The sequence below is a fragment of the Litchfieldia stipae genome, assembly GCF_014837155.1.
Classification (GTDB): domain Bacteria; phylum Bacillota; class Bacilli; order Bacillales; family Bacillaceae_L; genus Litchfieldia.
This window is the reverse complement of record NZ_JACYHA010000001.1, coordinates 19,504-45,662: the sequence shown is the minus strand read 5'-3', so window position 1 is coordinate 45,662 and position 26,159 is coordinate 19,504. Positions and strand designations below refer to the sequence as shown.

27 protein-coding genes are annotated in these 26,159 nt (G+C 35.9%); 21 read left to right on the top strand and 6 right to left on the bottom strand.

All coding sequences use genetic code 11. From position 1 onward, the window contains the following. Position 1: 1 nt before the first annotated feature. The gene (locus F7888_RS00210) at positions 2-865 is read left to right on the top strand and encodes a CheR family methyltransferase (RefSeq protein ID WP_191775913.1); all 864 of its coding nucleotides are present in this window, start codon (positions 2-4) and stop codon (positions 863-865) included. Positions 866-919: 54 nt separating this feature from the next. Here F7888_RS00210 and F7888_RS00205 read toward each other — a convergent pair whose 3' ends face one another. Continuing rightward, on the bottom strand, positions 920-1,261 hold the full coding sequence (locus tag F7888_RS00205; protein ID WP_191776800.1) for a hypothetical protein: 342 nt from the start codon (positions 1,259-1,261) through the stop codon (positions 920-922). A 288-nt stretch (positions 1,262-1,549) separates the two neighbouring features. Between F7888_RS00205 and F7888_RS00200 the strand changes: the two genes are divergently transcribed. The 3 genes from F7888_RS00200 to F7888_RS00190 all read left to right on the top strand — a co-directional run bounded on the left by F7888_RS00200 (position 1,550) and on the right by F7888_RS00190 (position 2,951). Then, the gene (locus F7888_RS00200; RefSeq protein ID WP_191775910.1) at positions 1,550-1,840 is read left to right on the top strand and encodes a hypothetical protein; all 291 of its coding nucleotides are present in this window, start codon (positions 1,550-1,552) and stop codon (positions 1,838-1,840) included. Between the two features lie 73 nt (positions 1,841-1,913). Continuing rightward, complete coding sequence (yidC, locus tag F7888_RS00195) at positions 1,914-2,639, top strand: membrane protein insertase YidC (protein ID WP_191776759.1); 726 nt, start codon at positions 1,914-1,916, stop codon at positions 2,637-2,639. 135 nt (positions 2,640-2,774) lie between these two features. Beyond that, positions 2,775-2,951, top strand: coding sequence for a DUF4083 domain-containing protein (locus F7888_RS00190; RefSeq protein ID WP_191775907.1), 177 nt, complete (start codon positions 2,775-2,777; stop codon positions 2,949-2,951). Between the two features lie 29 nt (positions 2,952-2,980). On the opposite strand, the gene F7888_RS00185 is transcribed toward F7888_RS00190, so the two are convergent. Further along, complete coding sequence (locus tag F7888_RS00185) at positions 2,981-4,210, bottom strand: MFS transporter (protein ID WP_191775904.1); 1,230 nt, start codon at positions 4,208-4,210, stop codon at positions 2,981-2,983. 277 nt (positions 4,211-4,487) lie between these two features. Here F7888_RS00185 and F7888_RS00180 point away from each other — a divergent pair, with 277 nt between their 5' ends. The 5 genes from F7888_RS00180 (at position 4,488) to F7888_RS00160 (ending at position 10,425) form a co-directional block, all read left to right on the top strand. Next, a complete protein-coding gene (locus tag F7888_RS00180) occupies positions 4,488-6,551 on the top strand; it encodes a cation:proton antiporter domain-containing protein (protein WP_191775903.1) in 2,064 nt (687 codons plus the stop codon). A gap of 129 nt (positions 6,552-6,680) precedes the next feature. Further along, positions 6,681-7,595, top strand: a complete 915-nt coding sequence (locus F7888_RS00175; RefSeq protein ID WP_191775900.1) for a ketopantoate reductase family protein — start codon at positions 6,681-6,683, stop codon at positions 7,593-7,595. Positions 7,596-7,629: 34 nt separating this feature from the next. Next, complete coding sequence (locus F7888_RS00170; RefSeq protein WP_191775896.1) at positions 7,630-8,022, top strand: thiol-disulfide oxidoreductase DCC family protein; 393 nt, start codon at positions 7,630-7,632, stop codon at positions 8,020-8,022. A gap of 127 nt (positions 8,023-8,149) precedes the next feature. Further along, positions 8,150-8,788 (top strand): ribosome hibernation-promoting factor, HPF/YfiA family, encoded by a 639-nt coding sequence (hpf, locus tag F7888_RS00165; RefSeq protein WP_191775894.1) that lies wholly within the window; start codon positions 8,150-8,152, stop codon positions 8,786-8,788. Between the two features lie 203 nt (positions 8,789-8,991). Then, entirely contained in the window at positions 8,992-10,425 is a 1,434-nt protein-coding gene (locus F7888_RS00160) for an amidohydrolase (RefSeq protein WP_191775891.1), read from the top strand. A 13-nt stretch (positions 10,426-10,438) separates the two neighbouring features. Here F7888_RS00160 and F7888_RS00155 read toward each other — a convergent pair whose 3' ends face one another. Continuing rightward, a complete protein-coding gene (locus F7888_RS00155; protein WP_191775888.1) occupies positions 10,439-10,927 on the bottom strand; it encodes a CBO0543 family protein in 489 nt (162 codons plus the stop codon). A gap of 138 nt (positions 10,928-11,065) precedes the next feature. On the opposite strand from F7888_RS00155, the gene F7888_RS00150 reads away from it, so the two are divergent. The 3 genes from F7888_RS00150 (at position 11,066) to F7888_RS00140 (ending at position 14,058) form a co-directional block, all read left to right on the top strand. Continuing rightward, on the top strand, positions 11,066-11,920 hold the full coding sequence (locus F7888_RS00150) for a VOC family protein (protein WP_191775885.1): 855 nt from the start codon (positions 11,066-11,068) through the stop codon (positions 11,918-11,920). Positions 11,921-11,991: 71 nt separating this feature from the next. Beyond that, positions 11,992-13,365, top strand: coding sequence for an aldehyde dehydrogenase (locus F7888_RS00145; protein ID WP_191775882.1), 1,374 nt, complete (start codon positions 11,992-11,994; stop codon positions 13,363-13,365). A 69-nt stretch (positions 13,366-13,434) separates the two neighbouring features. Next, positions 13,435-14,058: an exonuclease domain-containing protein gene (locus F7888_RS00140; RefSeq protein WP_191775879.1), complete on the top strand. Its 624-nt coding sequence runs from the start codon at positions 13,435-13,437 to the stop codon at positions 14,056-14,058. A gap of 252 nt (positions 14,059-14,310) precedes the next feature. Here the strand turns inward: F7888_RS00140 and F7888_RS00135 are convergent, their stop codons facing one another. Beyond that, a complete protein-coding gene (locus F7888_RS00135; protein WP_191775876.1) occupies positions 14,311-15,066 on the bottom strand; it encodes a MerR family transcriptional regulator in 756 nt (251 codons plus the stop codon). A 108-nt stretch (positions 15,067-15,174) separates the two neighbouring features. Then, positions 15,175-15,792, bottom strand: coding sequence for an acetate uptake transporter (locus F7888_RS00130; protein WP_191775873.1), 618 nt, complete (start codon positions 15,790-15,792; stop codon positions 15,175-15,177). 188 nt (positions 15,793-15,980) lie between these two features. Between F7888_RS00130 and mnmH the strand changes: the two genes are divergently transcribed. From mnmH to F7888_RS00095, 7 genes are all read left to right on the top strand, one after another. Next, positions 15,981-17,027, top strand: a complete 1,047-nt coding sequence (mnmH, locus tag F7888_RS00125) for a tRNA 2-selenouridine(34) synthase MnmH (RefSeq protein WP_191775870.1) — start codon at positions 15,981-15,983, stop codon at positions 17,025-17,027. Between the two features lie 120 nt (positions 17,028-17,147). Then, positions 17,148-18,002: an MBL fold metallo-hydrolase gene (locus F7888_RS00120; RefSeq protein WP_191775866.1), complete on the top strand. Its 855-nt coding sequence runs from the start codon at positions 17,148-17,150 to the stop codon at positions 18,000-18,002. A gap of 197 nt (positions 18,003-18,199) precedes the next feature. Further along, the gene (locus F7888_RS00115; protein WP_191775863.1) at positions 18,200-18,706 is read left to right on the top strand and encodes a DUF4178 domain-containing protein; all 507 of its coding nucleotides are present in this window, start codon (positions 18,200-18,202) and stop codon (positions 18,704-18,706) included. 18 nt (positions 18,707-18,724) lie between these two features. After that, the gene (locus F7888_RS00110; protein ID WP_191775860.1) at positions 18,725-19,396 is read left to right on the top strand and encodes a PspA/IM30 family protein; all 672 of its coding nucleotides are present in this window, start codon (positions 18,725-18,727) and stop codon (positions 19,394-19,396) included. Between the two features lie 85 nt (positions 19,397-19,481). Next, a complete protein-coding gene (locus F7888_RS00105; protein ID WP_191775855.1) occupies positions 19,482-20,078 on the top strand; it encodes a DUF4247 domain-containing protein in 597 nt (198 codons plus the stop codon). Between the two features lie 14 nt (positions 20,079-20,092). Further along, positions 20,093-20,488, top strand: coding sequence for a DUF350 domain-containing protein (locus tag F7888_RS00100; RefSeq protein WP_191775852.1), 396 nt, complete (start codon positions 20,093-20,095; stop codon positions 20,486-20,488). Between the two features lie 26 nt (positions 20,489-20,514). Beyond that, on the top strand, positions 20,515-22,062 hold the full coding sequence (locus F7888_RS00095) for a polyamine aminopropyltransferase (RefSeq protein ID WP_191775849.1): 1,548 nt from the start codon (positions 20,515-20,517) through the stop codon (positions 22,060-22,062). Between the two features lie 57 nt (positions 22,063-22,119). Here F7888_RS00095 and F7888_RS00090 read toward each other — a convergent pair whose 3' ends face one another. Next, positions 22,120-23,169 carry a M42 family metallopeptidase gene (locus F7888_RS00090; RefSeq protein ID WP_191775846.1) on the bottom strand — a complete coding sequence of 350 codons (1,050 nt, stop codon included), beginning with the start codon at positions 23,167-23,169 and terminating at the stop codon, positions 22,120-22,122. Positions 23,170-23,559: 390 nt separating this feature from the next. Between F7888_RS00090 and F7888_RS00085 the strand changes: the two genes are divergently transcribed. Together F7888_RS00085 and F7888_RS00080 are read left to right on the top strand one after the other, a co-directional pair. Next, positions 23,560-25,305, top strand: a complete 1,746-nt coding sequence (locus tag F7888_RS00085; protein WP_191775843.1) for a sensor histidine kinase — start codon at positions 23,560-23,562, stop codon at positions 25,303-25,305. Continuing rightward, a complete protein-coding gene (locus tag F7888_RS00080) occupies positions 25,298-26,083 on the top strand; it encodes a response regulator transcription factor (protein WP_191775840.1) in 786 nt (261 codons plus the stop codon). The genes F7888_RS00085 and F7888_RS00080 overlap by 8 nt, the downstream gene beginning before the upstream one ends. Positions 26,084-26,159: the final 76 nt, after the last annotated feature.

Below are 26,159 nucleotides of genomic sequence, written 5' to 3'. Positions count from 1 at the left end.
TATGATCAATTCATCAGATGGACGAATAAGTGAAGACATTGAATGCAACCATGATTTAGAGAGAGTTGAAATTGAATTATTATTACAGGGTCTTTATTCTTGGTGTGGCTATGACTATAGAAATTATGCATATAGTTCAATAAGACGGCGAGTATGGCATCGAGTCCATGCAGAGAAACTTTCAAGTATTACGGGGCTTCTTGAAAAAATCTTACATGATTCAACTTGCTTACAACGATTAATTACTGATTTCTCTATAAATGTAACTGAAATGTTTCGGGACCCATTGTTTTTCTTGAATTTTAGAGAAAAAGTCGTTCCGCTGTTACGAACATATCCATCTATTCGAATTTGGCATGCAGGTAGTGCAACAGGTGAAGAAGTATATTCGATGGCAATACTGCTACATGAGGAAGGTCTCTATGAGAAGTCTAAGATTTATGCAACAGACATTAATGCTCATGTGTTAAAAACTGCGAAGAACGGTGTGTATCCAATTGAGCAAATGAAGAAATACACAACTAATTATGTACAAGCTGGTGGAAAAAGTGCCTTTTCTGACTATTATTCGGTCACAAACAGTGGAGTCAAATTTCATTCGTTCCTGAAGAAAAACATTGTGTTTGCACAGCATAATCTCGTTACAGATCGATCGTTTAACGAATTCCATGTGATTTTATGTAGAAACGTCTTAATCTATTTCAATAAGCAATTACAAAAGAAGGTACATGAGCTTTTCTATGAAAGCTTATGTGTGTTTGGTATCCTTGGACTAGGGGATAAAGAAACGATTCATTACAATGATATAGCTGATAAATATGAAGACATAAATGGTAAGCAGAAATTATATAAAAAAATAAGATAAACAAACAAATGGGATTTCCTTGGAAATAGGGAATCCCATTTAAATTAGAATGTTTTAGCGGCCATATCCGCCATATCCAAATCCAGGTCGTGGTCTTGGGCCGTATCCGTATCCAGGACCAGGTCCATAACCATATCCAGGACGTGGTCTAGGACCATATCCGTAGCCATACCCAGGGCCAAAACCCGGACCAAATCCTGGACCATAACCATATCCTGGTCCAGACAATAATTCTCCGCCTAAATAGCCTACTCCAAGACCTAATAATCCTGCACCAAGAGGACCTAATCCAAAACGCTCGTCAGTTTGAGTACCATAACCATGTGCAGAAACATTTCCCATATCATATCCATGTGTTGGAACGTTCCCCATATCATATCCGTATGTGTTATACATAAAAACAATCTCCCTTCTCATCAGTAGCATAAATGGTTTTATTAACGAATCATTTATCCGTTTTTGATTACATTACAGCCTATGAAGAAATTAGATATATGTCCTAGTCATTTGCCCTTATTTGAAGAAAATAGGTAAACACACAGTAACATAGAGAGTATTGAAGTTCACAAATTCGACTTGTTTAACTGAATAATATCGTGCTGGTTTATTACTATCATTGCAGTATTATTTATGAAACGATATAATTTAAACAATAGCTTCGTAGGAAGTAAAGGTGATAAATGAATGTTTGAACTCATATTAGATTTCAATAATTTATATTCAATATATAGTCTATACTTTAGTTTGCTTTTGGGTCTATCTATCAAAATCGCTTTGAATTGTGGCCTTGATCACACACTTATTGGTTCGTTGTATCACTCAACAAGAATTAAAGTTTGTGCTAAATCTAAGCTGCATGTTGGGTCACAACTTAAACATCGTAATACCATCAATCAATGGATTGCAAAAGTAGTACGAAGAAAGCTTTGTCCTGGTGATGATAGCGAAGAGATGAACAACCTCCCTGTGTTTTAAGAATAAAACAAAACAAGGAGGAACAAAATTGTTCAAAAAAATTAGCTATTCATTCTTTTTCTTAGTCCTATTCATGACAGGATGCTCACAACAGGGGTCAAATGATCCTTCCTATTTTCAAACATATTTAGTACATCCGATGGAGAGCCTCATTCAATTATTAGCAAAAATAGGTGGTGGTAATTTCGGAGTAGCGATTATCTTAATTACAATCATTATTCGATTAGTATTAATGCCATTGATGCTTAAGCAATATAAGAACCAACAGATCATGAAAGAAAAAATGGCCATCCTTAAACCAGAAATGGATTCCATTCAAGCTAAATTAAAAGCTACAAAGGATCCAAAGGAACAGAAAGATTTGCAGCAGGAAATGATGAAGTTATATCAAAAGCATAACGTGAATCCACTTTCGATGGGATGTTTGCCGCTTATTATACAAATGCCAATCTTAATGGCACTATACTATGCGATAAGTCATTCAACAGAGATTGGCTTACATTCATTCCTATGGTTCAGCCTAGGTCAGTCTGATTTATTAATGACATTAATAGCTGGGGTCATTTACTTTCTACAATTTAAAGTAAGTCAAAGTAATTTAACAATTGAGCAACAGAAGCAAATGCGTTTTATGGGATTACTTTCACCCATTATGATTGTTGTAATATCATTTAATGCACCAGCAGCTCTGCCCCTATATTGGTGTGTGGGTGGTTTGTTCTTAATAGGACAGACTATGCTGGGACAACGTTTATATAAGAAAAAAGAGACAGCTCAGGAAGACTTACAGCTTAACTAATCTATTTAAAAGAAGTCATCTCATAAATGAGACGACTTCTTTTTTTGATTCTTAAAAGGAAAACGATTGGATAATATCTAATTAAGAAGTTATAGTTTTATATAAGGCTAGGAAATGTGAAAAGAGGGGGACGCTATGAATTTATTGTCTTTGGTTGGACCCGTTTTGTTATTTCTTGTGACCCTGTTAATTTTTACATCAATCACACTATTTGCTAAATTGTTATTAAAAAATCAACAGGAAAGAAACGAGCGTTTAAAAAAGATTGAAGAAAAATTAGAAAAACTGATCGAATCAAAAAAAGGCTTGTAACCTCATCAGAAAGGTTACAGCCCTTTTTTTTATATTTTTTCAGGAATTGCTTGAAGAAGCCTCTTTTTAGAATGATAATTCAATGCAATGAAAGTGATAATGGCCGTCGTTAGAATTAATGTTCCATGTAAGATCCATACCATATTTGGCATTGTCATTAGCTCGAGCAGTATTGGAGCAATGATAAAACCAAGAGCAAATCCTAATGATTTTAAGAGCATTCCTACACCAAAAATTCTTCCACGTATGTGATTCTCTGTTTTTTGCAAGATGGTTGCATGAAGAGTGGTGAAGCAGGCATCAAAAATTCCTGTAAAAAATGCAAATGGAAAAATGATCCATACCATGGTTGTTGATAAGAAAATAATAAAACCTGTTGACATTAGAATTGCAGAACCGAAACACACCCAATACAGTTTCTGGTCTAGTAACCATCTAAGCTTTGGAAGTATCATGGTGGCTAGAACAGAACCAATACCCCAACTTCCCCAAATCATCCCATAATAGAAGCCTTGTCGATCAGCATCGATGCTTTCAGCAAGTAACGGTATTCCTAAATTATGTGAGCTACCTGCGAATGCACCAATTAAAAAGACAATATTAACCATTAAAAGCATAGGAGCTAAACGTATATATTTGTATACTTCTTTTAAGTCGTTGATGACACTTAGTGCTTTTTCTTTCATCCCTGATGTAAGGGCTGAACTTGTACGTGGGCCTGATGTTTCCCATTTCATTTTTACGAGTACTAAAGCAGATATCAGGTAAGTTGATGCATCAATCATTAATGTCATTTTGTAACCTAGGAAATCAGTAATTACCCCTGCACCAATAAATCCAGCTACTAAGCTGATGGAAGTTAGTCTCGCAATTATTGCATTCGTGCTTAATACTTTATCCTCACCAAAGATTCTAGGAATCTCAGCACTAAAGCTGACACCAAAGAATGTACTAGTTAATCCAATGAAGAAAGAACCAATAATGATCAGAGTGGGGCTAGGATAAGGGATAAGTGCAAGAATTACAATTGCCCTAAGAATATCTGTATAGATCATTATCTTTCTACGGTCAAATCGATCAGCAACCACACCAGAAAATAAACTAGAAACAACTCCTCCAATTGTACGTGCTGCCATCGTTGCTGCTAACCATAATGGACTTCCAGTCGCTGCATAAATAACGACATTTAAAACAATCATATCCATAAAAGTACCAAAATCAGAAAAAGCCTTCACATAAAGAAATAATTTACGATTCATGTTGTTGTCTCCTTAACATTAAAACTATTCTTTATTTTAAGGATATTACATCTATTTCGCAATACGAAATTTCATTTTGTTAACGAAGAACTGGTGAAGTCATACAAGACTGAATTCTACATATTCTTTTTGTAATGTCAATTCATCAAAATGAAGTGAAAATACTAGAAATCATACGGATTTTTCTGTATTATGATTACTTAATTACACACGCCTTTTTCCTTATTATAAAGGTCGGTGATACGAGAGCTGAATTGTTTCGTAAAGGAGATGAGTTATGTTTACATTACCACTTACAAATCCAGTGTTGGTTTTTGCATTATCAATGACCTTGTTTCTTATTAGTCCAATGCTAATGAGACTATTACGAATTCCAGGAATCATTGGCCCAATCATTGCAGGTGTGATTATTGGACCTAATGGTCTTGGGATATTAGCACGTGATCAAACCATTGAACTACTTGGAACAGTCGGACTTTTATTTATCATTTTCATTGCTGGTCTTGAAATGGATATTGATGGCTTTAAAAAGTATCGTAATCGAAGTATTATCTTTGGTTTATTATCCTTCTCAATCCCACTCGCTTTAGGAACGGGAATTGGTCTTATTCTGGACTATAGTCTAGCAGCTTCGATTTTGTTAGGATCGATTCTCGGGTCACATACATTACTCGGTTATCCGATTGCGAGTCGATTAGGGATCTCTAAAAATAAAGCTGTGACCACAGCCGTTGGGGGGACCTTATTAACGGATACACTTGCGTTATTAGTACTCGCGATTATTACAGGTGCGGCGACTGGTGAACTTTCGATTAGCTTCTTTATTACACTATCTATTTCATTAATGATATTTACTGTAGCTAATTTAGTTGGGATTCCTTTTATTTCAAAATTTATTTTTAGAAATATTGGAAATGAAGGTGACAAGGTCTTTACATATGTGATTGTCGTATTATTTATTTCAGCATTTCTTGCGATTGTAGCAGGTGTTGAACCGATTATCGGAGCGTTCTTATGTGGACTTTCGCTTAATCGACTTGTCTTTGATCAAGGTCCACTAATGAATCGTATTCGTTTTACAGCAAATGCGTTGTTTATTCCATTTTTCTTGTTATCTGTTGGGATGCTAATGGATTTAAGTGTATTATTCAGTGATCCTAGAGCATGGATTCTGATTGGATGCATCTTAGTAGGTGTAATTGGAGGTAAATATCTTGCTGCGTGGTTGATTAGCTTTATATACAAAGCGAAGTCTGAGGAGAGAAATATAATCTTTGGTTTAACGATTCCACAAGCGGCAGCTACACTTGCAGCGACATTGGTTGGATTTGACGTAGGATTATTAGATCAATCAACGGTTAATGGTGTCATTATTATGATTTTAGTAACATGTATCATTGGTCCTTATTTGGTTGAGAAATATGGTAGAAAAATCTCACTGATGGAAGAACAAGAACCATATGTTAGAAGTGATGCACCAGATCGAATTATGATTCCGATGGCAAATCCGGAAACGATGGAATCACTACTTGAACTTGGGTTTGTACTGAAGAAGAATACAACAAAGGATCAGCCTCTTTATCCGTTAACCGTTGTGAAAAAGGACGTAAGAAGTGCTGAGGGAGATATTGCAAGTGCTGAAAAGATGTTAGGTCACACTGTGATGTATGCCTCAGGAGCTGATGTACCAGTTAAATTAGTGACAAGGGTTGATCATAACATTGCAAATGGGATAACACGAGCGATTGTGGAGGAACGGGCAACGATTGTCATACTTGGCTGGGAGGGGAAGCGTTCAACCAGACAGCGTATTTTTGGGAATGTCCTTGATCAGCTCGTTGAGCAAACATCTCAATCTATCCTTATTGCAAAGCTTGGACATCCATTAAATACAACCAAACGGATTATTACTCTTTTACCTAAAGGAATTGACCATGCAACAGGCTTTAAAGAAGCTTTGATGAGAATTAAGCTGATGACTAATGATTTAGGTGCTCAACTTATTTGTATCGTAGTTGATGATGAAGCAGCTAAATATGAACAATACTTAAAAGAAATCAAATCAAACCCACCAACAACTGTTAAGGAGGTTGCTGGCTGGGAAGAGCTATATTTAGAGCCAAGTAAACAGAAAAATGATGATCTTATCATTCTACTTAGCGCAAGACAGGGAACCGTTGCATGGCATCCAGAATTAGAGGTGATTCCAGGAAAGCTTGCATCGATGAATCATGAAACTTTTATCATCTATTACCCACAAGAGGAAAAGGAAATAGATGTACGCGGGACAACCGGAACAGAGCTCCCAAAAGAAATGCTCTTTAAAAATGATTTTTATTAGGTCTTAAAAGGTGTCAGGAATTGTCCTGACACCTTTTTGTGCATTTTAAGTGACGCAAGATTTACTCTCGTATAAAATGAATAATAAGGAAATGTTTTTTGAATATTAAATAATTTAAGAGGTGAATGTATGCGTGTACTAGTTGTTGGAGCAGGTGCGGTTGGAGGATATTTTGGTGCAAGATTACATGAAAAAGGTGAAGATGTTACGTTCTTAGTAAGGGAAAAACGGAGAGAACAATTAAATCAAAATGGCTTGAAGGTTGAGAGCGTCAATGGAAATGTTACTATTCACCCTAAGATGATTGTAGCTAGTGATGAGGCGCAGGCATTTGATGTCATTCTACTTTCCACAAAAGCATATCATCTTGACAATGTTCTTAATGATATTGATCCATTTGTAGGAGAGACTACGATGATTCTCCCTGTATTAAATGGCATTGCTCATCTTGAAATTATACAACAACGTTATGGCATCGATCGTGTTCTTGGGGGACTAAGCTTTATCGAATCAACACTAGACAAAGAAGGGACCGTACTTCAGACAAGTCCTTCTCATGACATTCTATTTGGAGAGTTAAATGGTCAAACTACTGAAAGAATAACAAAGCTAAATGAAGTATTTAGTGGTACAAAAGCGCACTTTCGCAAAAGAAGTAATATTCTTCAGGATATGTGGCATAAGTACATATTTATTACGACCTTATCTGGTATTACGTCTTTAACGAGATCACCAGTTGGTCCGATTAGACAGACGAAATTAGGGCAAGAATTGATTGTCAGATACGGTAAAGAAATCCTTTCGATTGTTGAACAAATCAAGGCACCAGTAGGTGAAAACGCAGAGGAGTTTCTGTTTGGACGAATGGATTTCATGACTGACGAAATGAAGTCTTCTATGCAGAGGGATATGGAAAAGGGATTACACGTAGAAGCAGATCATCTGCAAGGATATTTATATGAAAAAGCGGTGAAAGAAGGCATTGATGTACCTGTTCTACAAACCATTTATACAAATCTCAAAATTTATGAAAGTCAAATATGAAAGTTTAACGTAACTACACTTGGAGGTTGATGAAATGAAAAAAATCATCTTATTTGATGGGACATGTAATTTTTGTAATAATAGTGTGCAATTTATTATAAAAAGAGACAAAGATGATGTTTTTTCATTTGCATCCCTGCAAAGCAATGTAGGTAAAGCTTATTTGGAAAGATTTAAGATTCAAGACGATATTGATAGTATTGTCTATATAGAAGAGGATAGAGCTTATATTAAATCAAATGCTGCATTAAGGATTTCTCGACATCTAGAAGGTATGTGGAAATTAGCAAGTGTACTTACAGTTGTCCCTCGTTTTGTAAGGGACCCAATTTATGATTATGTAGCTAAGAATCGATACAAGTGGTTTGGGCGGAATGATTCCTGCCACATTCCTTCACCTGAAATTCGAAAGAAATTTCTAGACTAATTTATGGAAGAAAAACAATGGTTATTGAAACTGTTGTTTTTTTGTTCACAACACTGTAACATTCCTAGAGAAAATATGGAAATAATGTGGAATACTAAAGATATCAAGAAGTGAAAGGAGGTCATCAATGTGCTGTAGGAAATCGCTTAGAGTATCTGTAGTGAGTTGTAACCAAGTTCTTTGTGAAGTAAATCACATGGCAGGAGATGAAGTAAGGATGAACTTAATCATCTATGGGAAGAACCTTCAACTAACAAAGACAATCAAAAATTATATCCACGAAAAGATAGGGAGAGCGGAACACTATTTTGAAGAGCCATTTGACACGAACGTTCATGTTAATGTATTTGTAGTAAGAAATCAACAATGTATTGAAATTAATATACCTTTGAATGGGACGTTCATTCGCGCTGAAGCACATTCTGATGACCTATATAAATCAATTGATATTGCAGAAGAAAAAATGAAACGGCAAATCAGAAAATATAAAACAAAATATAATCGCAAACCAAAACAACAAATAGTGACAGCAGAGATTAATAACCAAAAAACACCGAAAAAGAAAAGAAAACAATTTGCTCCTAGAAGTTTTAATAAGCCTATGAGTGTAGAGGAAGCAATTCTTCAATTAGAGCTTTATCACCAAAAACATCTCTATTTCTTAGATGACCTTACAAGCGAGTTAAGAGCTGTGTATAAAACGAGTGATGGCAAATATGGATTGATCACTCCAAATCAAACAAAAATGATCGACAAGGTTGGTTAATAAGTAAAGGTGAAGGATGGTGAATATCCTTCACCTTTTTCTAGCAATTTTATTAAATTCGGCCAATTAGATTGTAAGAATATCTAACTTAAACCTTGTTCTTTCAGTTAAAGTCGTTTAATCTGAATCTATAGAATATTTAAAATTATGGATGATAGAACGATATAGAAATTTGAAATCTTAAAAATAGGAGTGATTCTTTTATGAGTAAACAGGGCCTATTAGAATGGATTCAGAGACATGAATTTAGATTTACAGATATAGCAAGGCAAATTTGGGACAACCCGCAAGTAGCATATGAAGAAACATTTGCCTCAAATCTACAAATGGCGACGTTAAAAGAGGTTGGATTTAAAATCACTTCTGGTGTTGGAGGTGTTTCCACGGCCTTTGTAGCTGAGTATGGTATCGGTACACCAGTTATAGGGATACTTGGTGAATATGATGCGTTACCTGGTTTATCTCAATCTGTGAACCCATTTAGAGATGAACTAGTAGAAGCAGGACCTGGGCATGGTTGTGGACATAACTTACTTGGAACAGCTGGTGTTGAGGCAGTGATCGCTTTGAAAGAGGTAATGGATCATGAAGGGTTAGAAGGGACGATTAGGTATTATGGATGTCCTGCTGAGGAAGTATTGTCAGGTAAAACGTTTATGGCTCGTGCTGGTGTTTTTGATGATCTAGATTGTGCCCTCACATGGCATCCGGGTACAGCAAATTTCCCAGTGAATATGAGTATGCAAGCAATGGTATCCATTAAATTTCACTTTAAGGGGACTACTGCACATGCAGCTGGCGCTCCTCATGCAGGAAGAAGTGCCCTAGATGCAGTTGAGTTGATGAATATTGGGGCAAATTATTTGAGAGAGCATCTTTTAGACGGTTCAAGAATTCATTATGTCATTACCAATGGTGGTTTAGCTCCGAATATTGTCCCAGACCAGGCAAGCGTCTGGTATTATCTTAGAGCTTCTACCAAGGAGGAAGTAGATGATATTCTCCGTCGTGTACATAAAATAGCTGATGGAGCTGCATTAATGACAGAAACTGAGGTAAGTCATGAAATCCTAGCATTTGCTTATGACACGTTGCCAAATGATATATTAAATAACCTCATGTTTGAAAATATGAAGCTTGGAGGTTCTCCGATATATACTGAAGAAGAGAATTCATTTGCTCAACAATTAGTAAGTACTGTTGAACCTACTATTGTTAGTCAGTCAAAGAAGCAATTTGGTATCCAAATTGATGAACTGTTACCAACAGGATATTATCATTTTCCGGGGTTAAAGGGTACAACCATGCCTGGCTCTACAGACGTTGGGGATGTCAGTTGGATTGTTCCAATTGGCCAAGTTATGACGACATGTGCTCCTGTTGGAGTTCAAGCGCATTCCTGGCAGGCTACGGCATCTTATGGTTCATCAATTGGCTACAAAGGGATGCATCTTGCTGCAAAAACAATGGCATTATCAGCTTATGATCTTTTAAAAACTGTTGACCTAGTAGATCACGCAAAACAAGAATTTGAAATGAATTCTTGTGGAAGGACATACATTCCCGGAATTCCAGATGATGTATTGCCTCCAACAACAAACAAAACAAAAAAGAGTGTTCACTTAATTAAAATGTAGTTCTATAAAAAAGTTATTCGCTGATTGCCTGGTGGTTTTGCTTTTTATCGATATATCGAATCAAGGCAATAGAAGCTCGAACAAACCAAAATGTACATGTGAGTGATATCAATGAATACAATGAATTCCAGTTATTTTTAAATTTAAGTAAGTTTGTATATTTTTCAGCGAAATACTCAATAATTGCCATCGGAACACTTAAGTAGAACACTTTGAAGATAATTCCAGGAATGGATGAGCGATATGTAAGTTGATTATAAAATACACAAGCAATTGGAAATAATAAAAAATCAAAAAGTAGGTGGATTTTAAAGTGTTTTGGATAATGTCTTACTGGATAAGAGACTTTATTTTTTGTAACAACAATATTATCTAATATCCCAGTAAGCATTCCTTTGATGAAAAAAACTAAGAACCAGTCTTTGATCGGTGGTTTTCTAATTAATACTGGAAGTAAGGCAAATCCAATGATGGTTAAAAATTTTAATAAAATGCGGTCCATATGTTCACTCACCTCATTTGTTATTATGTTATTACTACGTTAAAATTATGAGCAGATAAAATGTTTTCAGAGCCACATTAAAATATAATTAACAAAAGAAAAGGTAGACTTTGTAGTCGTATATGTGGGAGGTATTTAATGGGGTTTCATTGTGTTCCAAATTCATTTATTAGTCAAGTTGCTTTGATAGTCGAAGATTTTGAGCGTTCACTCAAATTTTATCAAGATATAATTGGTTTCAAGGTTCTTGAAAAAAAGAAGAACAAGGCAATATTGACAGTTGATGGATCTACTCCATTACTTACAATAGAACAGCCAAGAGACGTGACCCCAAAACAAGTGAGAACAACGGGTTTATACCATTATGCTTTACTGCTTTCTGAACGATCTGATTTAGCCAAGATTTTGTTACATCTTCTTGAGAGTGGTTATCCGTTGCAAGGAGCTTCAGACCATCTTGTGAGTGAGGCAATATATTTAGCAGATCCTGATGGATTTGGCATTGAGATCTATGTCGATCGTCCTGCGAGCACGTGGGTGTGGTCAGGAAGTGACGTAGTAATGGATACCAAAAGACTGGATGTAGAGGGGCTATTGTCGTTGACTCAAGGTGAAAAATGGAATGGGCTTAAAAAAGATACAATCATGGGACATATTCATTTACATGTATCTGAATTGAAGAAGACAGAAGAATTCTATACTTATGGACTTGGTTTTCAAGTTGTTAATCGGATTTATGGGGACCAAGCACTATTTCTTTCGACAGGAAATTATCATCACCATATTGGTATGAACATTTGGAATGGACTAGGAGCGCCAAAACCTTCAGAAATAAGTGTTAGGATGACATGGTACGGGGTCAAACTTCCAAATGAATCTGCAAGAAGAGAAGCAATGATGAGATTAAAGGAGATAGGCGCAAGGGTAATTGAAGAGGGCACTTATATGATGACAGAAGACCCTTCAGGAAATAAGATAAGACTTGAAATCTAATTTGAGAAGAGCTGGAGCAATATATGATATGTTCTAGCTTTTTGTACATGGAAATATGGAGGAACGAAGCATTGCAAAACTATCAAGAGGTTATTCATAAACAACGACAATATTTCTCTCAAGAGCATACAAAAAGCATTGACTTTCGCCTTGATGCATTAGAAAAACTACGTCATTTAATTCGATCAAATGAAGAAGAGTTGATGAAAGCGTTAAAGACAGATCTAAATAAATCAAATTTTGATGCTTATATAACCGAAATCGGTATATTGCTAGAAGAAGTACGCTTTACAATAAAGCATTTAAAAAAATGGGCAAAACCAAGAAGTGTCAAATCATCGCTTGCTCAAATTGGTTCGAGAAGCTTTATCTATCCTGAGCCTTATGGAGTTGCTCTCATTATTGCACCATGGAATTATCCGCTACAATTAGCACTAGCCCCGGTGATTGGAGCAATTGCGGCTGGGAATTGTGTCATTCTTAAACCGTCAGAATTAACTCCAAAGACATCAGAGTTAATCTCGAAATTGATTAGTCATACTTTCCCTGAAGATTACATTACTGTGATTCAGGGGGGAGTAGACACGAGCCAAGCCTTGCTAAATGAAAAATTTGATTATATTTTCTTTACCGGGAGTGTACCTGTTGGAAAGGTAATTATGGAGGCTGCGGCTAAACATTTAACACCTGTCACGTTAGAATTAGGTGGGAAAAGCCCTTGTATTGTACATAAGGATGCAAATCTGAAATTAGCAGCCAAACGAATAGCTTGGGGGAAATTTTTGAATGCTGGACAGACATGTGTTGCACCTGACTATTTATTTGTTCACAATGAGATCAAAACTGAATTTCTAGAACATCTTACATCTGCAATTAGAGAAATGTATGGAGAAGCTGTGTTAGAAAGTGGTAGTCGTTTTACTAGAATAATCAGTGAACGTCACTTTGATCGTTTAACTCCATTTCTAACAAATGGAAGAATAGTTAGTGGTGGCCAATACAATCGTAGCGCATTAATGATCGAGCCGACCGTGTTAGAATCAATTACTTGGAACGATGAAGTGATGAAGGATGAAATCTTTGGACCAATCTTACCAGTGCTAGGATATGATGATCTACAAACGATGATCGAAGAGGTTAATCAACGTCCTAAACCACTTGCACTGTATCTGTTTTCTGAATCAGTTGAGATTCAGCAACGGATTCTTGGTAGTATATCATTTGGTGGAGGATGTATTAATGATACGGTCTATCATCTTAGCTCTCCTTACTTACCTTTTGGTGGTGTTGGAGAAAGTGGAATTGGAGCCTATCATGGGAAAGGCAGCTTTGATGTATTTTCTCATGAAAAGAGCATTTTAAAACAAACTACAAGGTTTGACCTCCCCTTCCGCTATCCGAATACGAAGGACGGACTGAAGAAAATCAAAAAGTTTATTAAATAAGCTACAGACGTCAAAAGAGATACATGAGATAATCAGTGGTAGTTTTATGTATAAGGAGTTAATAAAAACATGAATATTGGTTGTATAGTCGATGTTGAAACAACGGGGCTAAGCCCTGATTTTGATGAAATCATTGAAATTGCATTAATCCTATTTTCCTATGATAAGAAAACAGGTGAGGTGATTCGGCAACTTGAAGAGATTACGTATTTAAGAGAACCTCAAACTTCATCCGCTCGATCAAATTATGAGTCAGCGTATCAAGTGCATGGAATCCCTTATAGAGATGTTGAGGGGAAGGAATTTGATGATTCTATCATTAATGATGCTTTGAATAAATCAGATGTCATAATCGCTCATAATGCTTCGTTTGACAGAAGTTTTCTAGTTCGAATGTATCCGTCTATTAATGAAAAGAAATGGTATTGTTCGATGAGAAATATTAAGTGGAAGGATTATGGCTTTGCAAATAAAAAGCTGCTCACTCTTATAAGAGGGCATAGAATTTCATCAAATCAATCTCACCGAGCATTGGATGATACAACACAATTACTAAATTTATTGAAATTAAAAAGTCAAAATGGTGAAATCTATTTAAAAGAACTTCTATCTACAAAAGCTATGCGTAAATATCAGCCAAAGGTGAAACTTGATTTTCACACAAAACAAGCGGGATCAAGTTTTTCTATATAAAAGGGACTAGCTACAAGATAATCCCTTTTATATATTTAGGCTGTTTTTTCAAAGTTTGTTGTTTTTTGAGGTGAATTAATTAAGAATAGATTTCTAGCAGACTGAATACACGGGGGACTCCCGTGAGACTAGTTGGCTCCAACAGGACGCGGAGTGTATTCAGGCTGCGGTATCAAAAGCAATAATATATACGAAAACAACCTATATTTAATAATGTTAATAGTAAGACACCAAATAATCCAATCTGCTATTTTAAGAATGCATTTGGTTATCTGCAAATACTCCCATTGCTTCTGACATAAATTTTGCTAATCCTTCTCCATATTTATCAATGTTTTTTGTAAATCGTTGATCATCAACATATAATAGACCTAGTCCTTTGAATGCTTCAAATGTGTAGGTCCCAAAATGATTATTCAAGTAATCATACCAGTCTTTAATAGCCTCCTGTGCATCAGCTGAATGTGGAGATTCATGTCTAAGGGTGGCCAGCTTTTGATAGATTTTATCCCATTCTTGTGTTAGTGCTAGCTGCTCCTTTTGAGACAGTTTTGCAAGTTTTTTATTTGATTGATCTACAGCTTGATTCCCCCATCGTTCACGAGCTTCTTGTTCAAATGGATTATGACTAAAGTTAAAGCCCTCAAATTTTTCCTTATTTGTCATTTCAATTTCTCCCTTCGTATACTCTATTGTTTTTTCTAGCATCGAAATCATTTTGTTAAGACGGTCACGTTTTTCATATAACGCTTTTTTGTGTAATTGTAATGCTTCCTCTGAATCAAATAATGGGTTATTTATAATTTCTTTTATTTGTTTTAATTGAAAACCTAATTCTTTGAAAAACAAAATCTGTTGTAGAGTTTCGAGGTCTTTATTACTATATAGACGGTAGCCTGCTTCAGTCGTTTCTTGTGGTATAAGTAACCCAATTTCATCATAATGATGAAGTGTTCGTACACTGATTCCTACTAAATTCGCAACTTCCTTCACTTTTAGCCATTCCATTTTTTTAACTCCTTTCAATATCACTATAAAGTATGACGTAACGAGAAGGTCAATAATATGATCAATTTTTGTATGAAAAAACTCCTGTATAAATACAGGAGTTCATGGCTATTTCTTAAAGATTCCAAATGGCTTACCAACAGGTAAAACAATTTGTCCGAAATGAGTATTTAATACTGCAGCAGCTGATCCATAAAAAGATAATAATGCAATAATAAGTTCAGAAATGGCTGCAAGCATATGTGTTGCATCATGTAAAATATCGAAAGAGCTTAAAGCTAAACCTATAAATAAGAAATCGATAAATACAAAAATAAAGAAGAGTACTTTATGTGTTTCCATTGCACCGATTGTCATGAAGATACTAAAAATTAGATATCCAATAAATGCAACTCCAAGTTGTCTTGAATCAACATTTGCAGCTAGGTTTTCTCCAAAGAAGCCTAATTGTATTAACCATGATGTTCCAACACCAAACCAGAATAATCCAAAGGCTCCGAAAGCAGTTGTTCCAAATGTATTATTATGCTTAGCATCCTGAACACAAGCAAATAATTGTGCAATTCCTCCCAAGAAGAATGCCCAAGGAATAACGAATGACAGACCTTCTGTTAAGCCTAGCTTTTGAGAGGAAGCGACAAGCGTGACCATCGCTAAACCAAACAACCCAAGTGCTGAAGGGTCAGCTGTTGTAATTTTGACATGATGTGTATTTTGATTTTCCATTGTTACCTCCTAAAAAGACATACTTAAATAAAATACAGAAAATAAATAAGGGTGTCAATTGATTTTTTGTGAAAGTTACACAAGATCATGATTATTATTTCCTTAAATTGAAATTTACTTTAAATATGCAATTTATATTATAATAGGAAAGAAAGAGTATCCTTTCGTTTTGTTAGGAGGAAACAACTGTGTTTAAGGATATCGATGTACAACAAATGATTCATTTGCAGAAGGAGCAGGAGCTTACTTTAATAGATGTAAGATCTCCATCAGAATATAAAGAAAGTAGTATACCAGGTAGTATCAATATTCCTATTTTCAATGATGAGGAACGGGCAGAGATTGGTACGATTTATAAGCAGGTTAATGTGGAAGCCGCGAAGGAACGAGGTCTTGAAATTGTATCTGCAAAACTTCCAGCCTTTATTCGTGAGTTTCGACAAATAAAAGGGGGGAAATTAGTCTATTGTTGGCGTGGTGGGATGAGAAGTAAAACATCTGCAACAGTTACTGACTTGATGGGCATCAAAGTCTACCGTCTGTTAGGAGGATTAAATGCCTATCGCAGATGGGTTGTAGACTCACTAAATTCATTTCAAATAAACCCGAAGGCCTTTGTGATAAATGGATTAACTGGTACTGGTAAGACAGCTATTCTTAAGGCCTTACATTCAAAAGGGTATCCAGTGATTGATCTTGAAGGTTTGGCGAGTCATCGCGGGTCCATTTTTGGACAAGTCGGACTTGAACCACGCAATCAGAAAATGTTTGATGCCTTGCTTTTAAAAGAATTGGTGCGAACCGAACAGTCTAAATATGTTTTGTTTGAAGCTGAAAGTAAACGGATTGGGAAAGTGGCATTACCCGACTTTTTGTTAAAGAAAAAGCAGCAGGGACAGCAATTATTTATTGAACTGCCAATGGAAGAACGAGTGAAGCATATTTTGGAGGAATATGAACCAGGATTGCATCAACAAGAGTATATCGATGCATTTCAAAAGATTAAGAACCGCATTCATACCCCAATTGCTAAACAAATAGAAGAAGACCTACTTTCAAGGGATTATCCACAAGCGATACGACTTTTATTAGAGTATTATTATGACCCTCGTTATCAACATACGAGCTTGTCTTATCCAGAAGAAAATATTAAGACGATAAAGGCAAGGACAATTGAAGAAGCAACCGACCTAATTGAAGATATTCTAGAAAAAGAAATGATTGTAGCAAGGTAATTATGAAAAACGGGAGATAAGGAATATGTCTACCCGTTTTTTTTATGGTTACATAATTAATAGATGAATGTAGAAACTAACCCTTATTTGATACAGAACATTGAAAGGGTATGAGCATTCATGGATAAAGAAATGGAATATAGTAAAGATCATAAGTATATACCTGTGACATCTATTGCTAGTGGTTTAGGTGTGGTTGTAGCTGAAGACATTTATTGTCATACAATTCAAGTAGTGAATATTTGCTTAGTAGGGAATGCTGAGCATTTTGTCTTAATAGATGCTGGGATGCCACATTCTGCTGATGAGATTAACTCAATTGTTCAAGAGCGATTTGGAGAAGGTAGTCGTCCGAAAGCCATCCTGTTAACACATGGTCACTTTGATCATATTGGTGGAATAATTGAGTTAGTCAATAAATGGGAAGTTCCAGTTTATGCCCATCAGTTAGAATTACCCTTTCTAAAAGGAGAACAAAGCTACCCAGAACCTGACCCGACAGTAGAGGGTGGAATGGTTGCTAAAATGTCCGCCATGTTTCCGAATGAACCCATCAATTTATCTAATCATGTCCAAAGCCTTCCAACAGATGGAACTGTTCCAGAATTGCCAGGGTGGAGGTGGATTCATACACCAGGACATAGCCCAGGGCATGTTTCTTTTTTTAGAGAAGAAGATCATTCGTTAATTGTTGGCGATGCTTTCGTTACGGTGAGACAAGATGAATTATATAAGGTCTTAACCCAACAAAAAGAAATCAATGGCCCACCAAGATATTTAACAACTGATTGGCAAGCCGCCTGGGAGTCTGTGAGAGAGCTTGCTAAGCTAAACCCAACTGTTGTAGTAACGGGACATGGGGCACCGATGTCTGGAGAAGAGCTGACAGTTGGATTAACAAAACTGGTGAATGAATTTGATTCAATCGCAATTCCGGACTATGGTCGCTATGTTAACAATAAGAATCTCCACTGATAAATCGACTAAAAGTTTCTAAGTATTTAAGTACTCAGGAACTTTTTTTATTAGGTATTTTTGGATAGAATTTCCTTTTGTGCTCCGTTATAATAAGTAATGTAAGAATTTTGCCAAAACTGAAACCTATTCATGCATGAACCGTACATATATTAAGATATTTAAATACTACTAAGATAGGAGGTGTAGTGTTTAGAATGAGCATACTAAAGAAGCTCTTTGGAAAAAAAGACGTAGTACCTGAAGTAAAGCATAGGTCTGTTCTCACCCTAGAGGTAGGAGATATAGTTACGTATGACCTTGAAGATTATCAGGTTGTAGGGAAATTAATATATCATTCTCATGGATTTGAATGGATTGCATACCAGCTGCAGGGTTCTAATAAATCGATTTGGTTAAGTGCTGAAATGGATGATGAATTAAATGTAGCCATTTATGAGAAGGCAACTTTAAAGCTCACTGAACCGATTCCAAAGGAACTTCTTTATGAAGGAGTCAAGTATTATCTTGATGAATCAGGAATTGCAAGGGTCAAAGGAGAAGGCAGAGGAAAGAATGTCAATAATTTAGAATGTCAATATTTTGACTTTTGTGATGATAATGAGGAACAATTTCTATCGGTAGAAATATGGGGCTCTGAAATTGAAGTAAGTTATGGGTATGAAATTGAAGAATATGAAATAAAAATAATAGCTGGTAGTTAATAATAGGAGGAATGAAGGATGTTTTCATTTTTTAAGAGGGTTAAAACGATTGTAGGTTCAGAGTTAAATGCTATGCTTGACAAGGCAGAAGATCCAGTAAAAATGCTTGATCAATTTATGCGAGATATGGAAGCTGATATTCGTGATGCAGAAGCTGCAGTTGCTAAACAAATTGCTAATGAAAAGATGTTAGAGAAGAAGGTTATCGAAGCGGACAAAATGGTAACGAAGCGTGAAGAACAAGCGATTACAGCGTTAGAAGCAGGTAATGAGGATTTAGCAAGAAGAGCGCTTGAAGATAAGAAAGCTCAAAGTGCAGCTGCTGAAACATTAAGAGAATCGTATTCCAGAGCAAAACAAGATGCTGATACACTAAGAGCTAAGCTAGATGAAATGAAAAGCGAATATAATCAAATGAAGCTTAAGAAGGATTCACTTAAGGCAAGAGCCCAATCAGCTCAAACAAGAACAAAAATGAACCGGGCAATGTCAAATATCGGTGGAGATCAATCCCGTCAAGGGTTTGAACGAATGGAAGAGAAGGTTCTTCGTTTCGAAGCAGAAGCGGAGACAAGTGAGGATTTACGTTCTTCTAATCGTAGTTTAGATGATGAATTTGCAGTCCTTGATAAAAGCAGTGGGGTTGATGATGAACTAGCTGCTTTAAAGAGAAAACTTGGTAAAGAGTAGATAAATTCGTAATGGCTGATTCACTTGATACTTTTAAAAGCTCAAGTGGGTCAGCCTCTAGTTTGAAGGAAACGTGGGTGAAGCTATGAAAAAACCACTTCTTGCTCTTATTCTCTCATTCTTGTTATTCTTAACTGCTTGTTCTACAGAAGCGGGAGGATTGTTCAAAGAAGGTATAGGGGAATTTATCAATAATGAATATGTCATATACGACACAGTAAATGACACGACAGATAACTCGAATTATTCTGAGGTTTATTTTGCTGAGAAGTTAACAATACCAGAAGTAGTTGCTCAAGTTACATCTCATGAACAACCTATCGAAATAAGCGAGCTAATTGAAGGGAAACAGGCTCTAATCTATGACAATTTATTTGTTATCATAACTGAAGATCCAGAAAATCCAGCGAATACATTTATCGAACTAGCTAATTATGATTTTGTACGCAATAATTACTCACCTAGTTTTTTTGATGGTTTATTTTTACTTTGGGTGTTGGATGATGTGCTTGATGTTGATGATTGGGGGAAAAAGCGTAATAGTCAGTGTAAAATGAATCAAGATAATTGCTATGATGGTTATGGATATTCAGGTGGAAGCTTTAAAGGAATTAATAAAAAACCAACTGTTCGTGGGGGGAGCTCTTCCGTACGTGGTGGTGGACCAGGAGCAGGGAAATAGAGAGGAGTATGGGGATGGAACCATTTATTTTAACTGTTATGTATTTTGTGATTGCTATTATTATAGTTGCTATTGGTTTATTTATCTTTGAAAGTTTAACTAAGAAATATAAAGATTGGGAAGAAGTGGAAAAAGGGAATCAAGCAGTTGCGTTATCTATTATTGGTAAAATAATAGGTATATGTATTATTCTAGCTTTCTCAATTTATCATAGTTCTCAAATCCTTGATACTCTCATATGGGGTGCAGTAGGGGTAGTGTTGCAGATGGTTGCATATTTATTATTTGAATTGTTCACTCGAAAATTTTCTGTAGAAGAGCACTTATTAAAAGGGAATCTTGCAGTTGGAATTATAAGCTTTGGCGTTTCTGTCGGCCTAGCATTTGTGATTGGTGCATCAATTACATGATCTAAACGGAGAAAGGACTTTCGAGAATGCAGGATGGGATAAGAAAGACAAATGCAATTTATTGGGCATCAGGAATCGTTTCAATTTGTGGGATTATCTTTGAAGTATTATTTGGTGCTGCTGGTTCATATATTTTGGGAGATGGTGTGAAGCAATACACATTAACCATTTCCCTCTTCCTAACAGGAATGGGAATAGGAGCTGTTGTGAGTGAAAAGGTCACACGGAATCTTATTCTTTCTTTTGTATGGATTGAGTTTTTAATCGCTATCATCGGTGGATTCTCTACCTTCCTATTATTTGGTGTGACGGCCTATCTAAGTTCGGGAACAGATGCCTTTTTTCTATATACGATTACATTAATCGTTGGTGCCTTAACAGGTGTGGAGCTCCCTATCTTGATCCGCAAAGCAAATGAGATTGGAGAAACTCTAAATCGAAGTGCAGCAAGAGTATTGTTCTCTGATTATGCTGGTGGTTTAATTGGTGGACTATTATTTGTCTATATATTACGACCTCAATTAGGGTTGGTTAAAACTGCATTTGTAGTTGCATTAATTAACGCATGTGTGGCTATTTGGTTGTTGAATTATTTTAAAACAGAGATTAAATATGCAAAAGTTCATGGTATTGCTGGAATAGGCATTATTATTATTCTACTGGGTGGGGTCTTTTTTGGTGAAGAAATGGCATTTAGATTTGAACAAAAGCTATATCGTGACCCTATTGTTTATTCAGAACAGACAAGTTATCAACAAATGATTATAACGAAAGAACAGGGGGATATGCGATTGTTCCTAGATGGACAGCTTCAATTTAGTTCATCAGACGAATATCGGTATCATGAAACACTAGTTCACCCCCCAGTTATGTTAGCAAAAGAGAAATCTAAGATTCTACTTCTTGGTGGTGGAGATGGATTAGCCATACGTGAACTAAGGAAATACCGTGAAATTGAATCTATAACAGTTGTTGATCTCGATCCTAAAATGATTGAACTTGCAAGTACATATCACGATCTTCTAAAATTAAATGATCATGCCTTTGAGGATAGTCGTGTTCAAGTGATTAATGAAGATGCGTTTCATTATTTGAAGAACAATCCTGGGTTGTTTGACGTAATTATTGTTGACCTTCCGGATCCAAATAATGAAACATTAAATAAACTATACACATTAGAATTTTATCAATTGATAAGAAATCATTTGTCACCTGGTGGAAGTGTAATGGTACAAGCAACAAGTCCTACCTTTGCCACTGAGGTATATTGGGGCATCAATAAAACAATTTCAAGTACAGGTCTTCATGTTGTAAATTTACATGTTGATATTCCAAGCTTCGGAGATTGGGGTTTTATCTTAGCTAAGAGAGAGAGCTTTGACTTGGAGGATATAGAATTAGCTGTTGAAACAAAATTTCTGACAGAAGATCTGATTAAAGGAATGACATTGTTTGGAAAGGACATAGATCAGGAGATTTTTGATCAAAATGGCAAGCCTGTTAAGATTGAAGTTAATACATTGATTCATCCCATCTTACTTGAGAAATACACGAAGGCCTGGCAGCAATACTAATCGAAAAAAAGCTCGAGTCTATGACAGAATCATAGACACGAGCTTTTTTCATGTTAGTTATTCAACCATTTCTGATTGAAGGTAATGATAGAGCAGCTTAGTTGTATTTTCAATGGAAGAAATATGCGTACGCTCAAATGCGTGTGATGAATCAATCCCTGGCCCGATTAAACCATGAATGATATCATGACCAGAGCGAATGGCTGCAGATGCATCTGATCCGTAATAAGGGTAAATATCAAGTTTATAGCCAATATTGTTGTTTTCTGCAAGCTGGACAAGCTTTTTTCTGAAGGCATAATGATATGGTCCACTAGCATCCTTTACACAAATAGATACGGTGTATTCGTCAGTGGACTGTCCGTCTCCCATCGCTCCCATATCAACAGCTAAATATTCAACTGTTTCTGGGGTAATGTTTGAGTTGCCTCCATACCCAATTTCTTCATTATTTGAGATAAGGAAATGAGTAGTGTATGGTAGTTCAATTCCTTCGGTTTGAATTTGCTTGATTAATTGAAGAAGGATTCCAACACTTGCTTTATCATCTAGATGACGGGACTTAATATATCCATTAGGTAACACTTGAACTCTTGGATCAAATGAGACAAAGTCTCCAACTTCAATCCCTAAGGCGCGTGCTTGTTCAGCAGTATGTACCTTCTCATCAATCCTTACTTCCATGTTCTCTTGGTTTCGTTCTGCTGTTCCAGCATTTTTATAGACGTGGACAGTTGTTTGATGCATGAGAATCGTACCTGTGATTTTCTTTCCAGAGGATGTCTCAATTTCGCAGTATTCACCTTCGATTGAGTTGTATTTGAAGCCACCTATTAAATCAAGCTTCAGTCTACCACTCGGTTTAATTTCTTTAACGATTGCACCTAATGTATCAACATGAGCTGTTAGCATTCGATGATTCGAATGATCCTTTCCTCGAATGGTTGCAATAAGACCACCTTTACGGTTACGTTTCGTTTCTACATGATAGTCTGCTAAGAAGTTCTCTACAAACGTAATCACTTCATTCGTATTCCCAGATGGACTTGGAATGGAAACTAAGTTTTTTATGATTTGAATGGTTTCTTGTGAGTTTGGATAAGTCAATTGAATCTCCTCCTATGCGAATTGAAAGCTATGAACCTATTATACAGTTTTCGAATAAGTTAATACACTATGTAGTGATTGAGTTTTTCTTATTGCAAGGCTGTTTGTATAATTGTTGCTTTTAAAGCCACAGCCTGAATACACTCCGCGTCCTGCGGGGTCTCACTTTGCCCACTATTCCCGCGGGAGTCTTGAGTGTATTCAGGCTGCTAGAGAACTCATTTCAATTTATTTATGTCAAAAAAAACAAACTTTGAGAAAACAGCCTATTGCAAAGCTGTTAGCTAAACAGAATAGTGAAAACGCTTAAATAAAATGCTACTTAACAGTTAGTTTATGTGATAAACTAAGTGTAAGCAAATGATCTTTTTTTCATAAAGGATGTAAAATATGGGGAATAAATGGATGAAATATAATACCCTTAGAAACCAAATTCTAATTGTGTTTTTAATAGTCATGACGATTGTTTTATGTTTCGTAGGGATTTTAATTTATAGTCAGGTTTCAGAGATGTTAAAGAATAATGCGGAGAAGCAAATCTATCAAACTGCGATTCAAGCTAGTGCGAGAGTGGAGTCACTCTATGAGCAGGTTGATATGCTCTCAACTCAAATTACCACTAATACAATTGTTCAACAACAGCTACAGGGCTATAATACGGGGTTACCAATCAGCTATCAACAAAGACAAACTTTTATGCAAATCTCAAATTCATTTCAAACCTACTCTAATGGAATATCAAATTTTGAAATATACACTTCTGACTATGAAAAAATCATTCCTCTTGATGATGAAGCGTTACATACCAGACTTGATGATTATTGGATCAAGCTTGCTGATGAAGCAAAGGGAAAGCTTGTATGGATTGGGACGGATCCGATGGAGCCAGAATTTTTTCTAGCAATCAAACGTGTAAGTCTCATTGAGAGAGGTTTTTCAAATGGAGGTTATCTTTTAGTTCAATTAAATGCTGATTATTTCGATTTCATTGATAATAGCAATGGAAACGAATACATGATATTAGTCGACCAATATCAACAACCAATTACCTCTAATTATGTAGGCGATGTTGCACCACTATTGATAGAAGAGAGGAATAACATCTTACTAGGTGATAATGAGTATATATTGACAAAGGAAGAGTCAGAGAAGACAGGCTGGACATTAACGATTTTGACACCAGTGGAAAACTTTATGGATGGAATATCAGTTGTGAAATCAACAATCATCCTTTCAGGTGGAATTGGAATCATCGTATTTCTCTTATTCTCGTATATTTTTTCTACTATGATAACCAGACCGATTAACAATTTAACAAAGACAATGTTAAAAGCTAAAGAGGGAGAGTTAATAAAAATCCCTGAAACATCCTCCACTATTGAAATTATGCATCTAAATAAATCGTACAATCAATTGGTAGAAAATACAAATCACTTGATCCAAGTTGTATATGAGAAAGAATTAATGAGAAGCAGGTCCGAATTAAAGGCACTACAAGCTCAAATCAACCCACATTTCCTCTTCAATACACTAGATGCTCTATATTGGTCTTTAGAAGAAAAAGAGGAAGAAGAATTAGCTGAAATTGTCATTTCGATGAGTGAACTATTTCGATATACAATCAGTGATCAACAGAAGAATGAATGGGTTACGGTTAGGCAGGCACTAGAGCATGTTGAAAGCTATATGAGAATTATGAAAATCAGATTTGGTGATCGATTTACGTATGAGATTGTTGAACCAAAGGGATATGAGAATATAAAAATACCGAAGTTACTTATTCAACCTTTAGTAGAAAATGCTATTTCTCATGGAATTGGTAATAAGTCTGGTCGAGGATCTGTTTCCGTTATCCTTTCACCAAACGAAGAGTCTCAACATTTAACCGTTAAGGTTATTGATGACGGAGTAGGTATGGATCAAGAGACAATAGATAGAATACTTCAGCAGGTAGAATCAGGTAAAGTATCATCCTTAAAAGGGAATGGTGTAGCGATTGCGAATGTGAATAAGCGCCTACAGCTATATTATCAAGATTCAAGCTATAGCGGGATTACGATTACTAGTGAAGTGAATAGAGGAACATGTTTCATGTTTGAAATACCCTTATCAGGAGGGAGAGGAATCGATGAATAAGAAAACAATTTTGATTGTGGATGACGAACCGATCACAAGACATGGACTTAAGAAGGCACTTGAGACATGGTCAAAAGGAGAGCAGGAGATTCTATGTGTAGCAAGTGCTTCTGAATCTATGGAAATATTAAATAAACAAAAGATTCATTTGCTAATCACAGATATTTGTATGCCAGAAATGACTGGTCTAGAAATGCTTGATATATTGAAAAAACAAAATCAATATCCTGTTGTGATTGTAATTTCAGCTTATTCAGAGTTTACTTATGCCCAAGAAGCGATTAGGCTTGGCGTTCATAACTATCTATTGAAGCCAGTGAACAAAACAAAGTTAATAGAGGTTGTTGAGGAAGCCCTTGAGTTTGAATCGAGTCGAGAAAGAATAGGAAGAATTCAAAGGGTTGTTGATGATAAATTAGTGACTGTGAAGTTAGATGAGAAAAAACAGGATTCTCCTATTTCCAAAGCTACCCAATATGTCGATACCCATTTGAGCCAAAATATCAGCTTAAATGACGTTGCTAAACATGTTCATTTAAATCCGAGCTATTTAAGTGTGTTATTTAAGGAACAGGTTAATATGACGTTTAGTGAATATGTGACGAGGAGTCGCTTACAAATGGCAAAGCAGCTATTAATCAACACCGATCTATCTGTGATTGATATTGCAGAAGAAACGGGCTATGGTACCTCTAAATATTTCATCAAGTTATTTAAGGAGCATGAAGGAATTACACCTAGTAAATATAGAAAAATGGTTCTTAATGAACAAATCTAACACTAATTAGATATAAGTGATGAACTTGGAGACTGTCCCAAGCCTATGTTGGGGCAGTTTTTTGATGTGATACTAA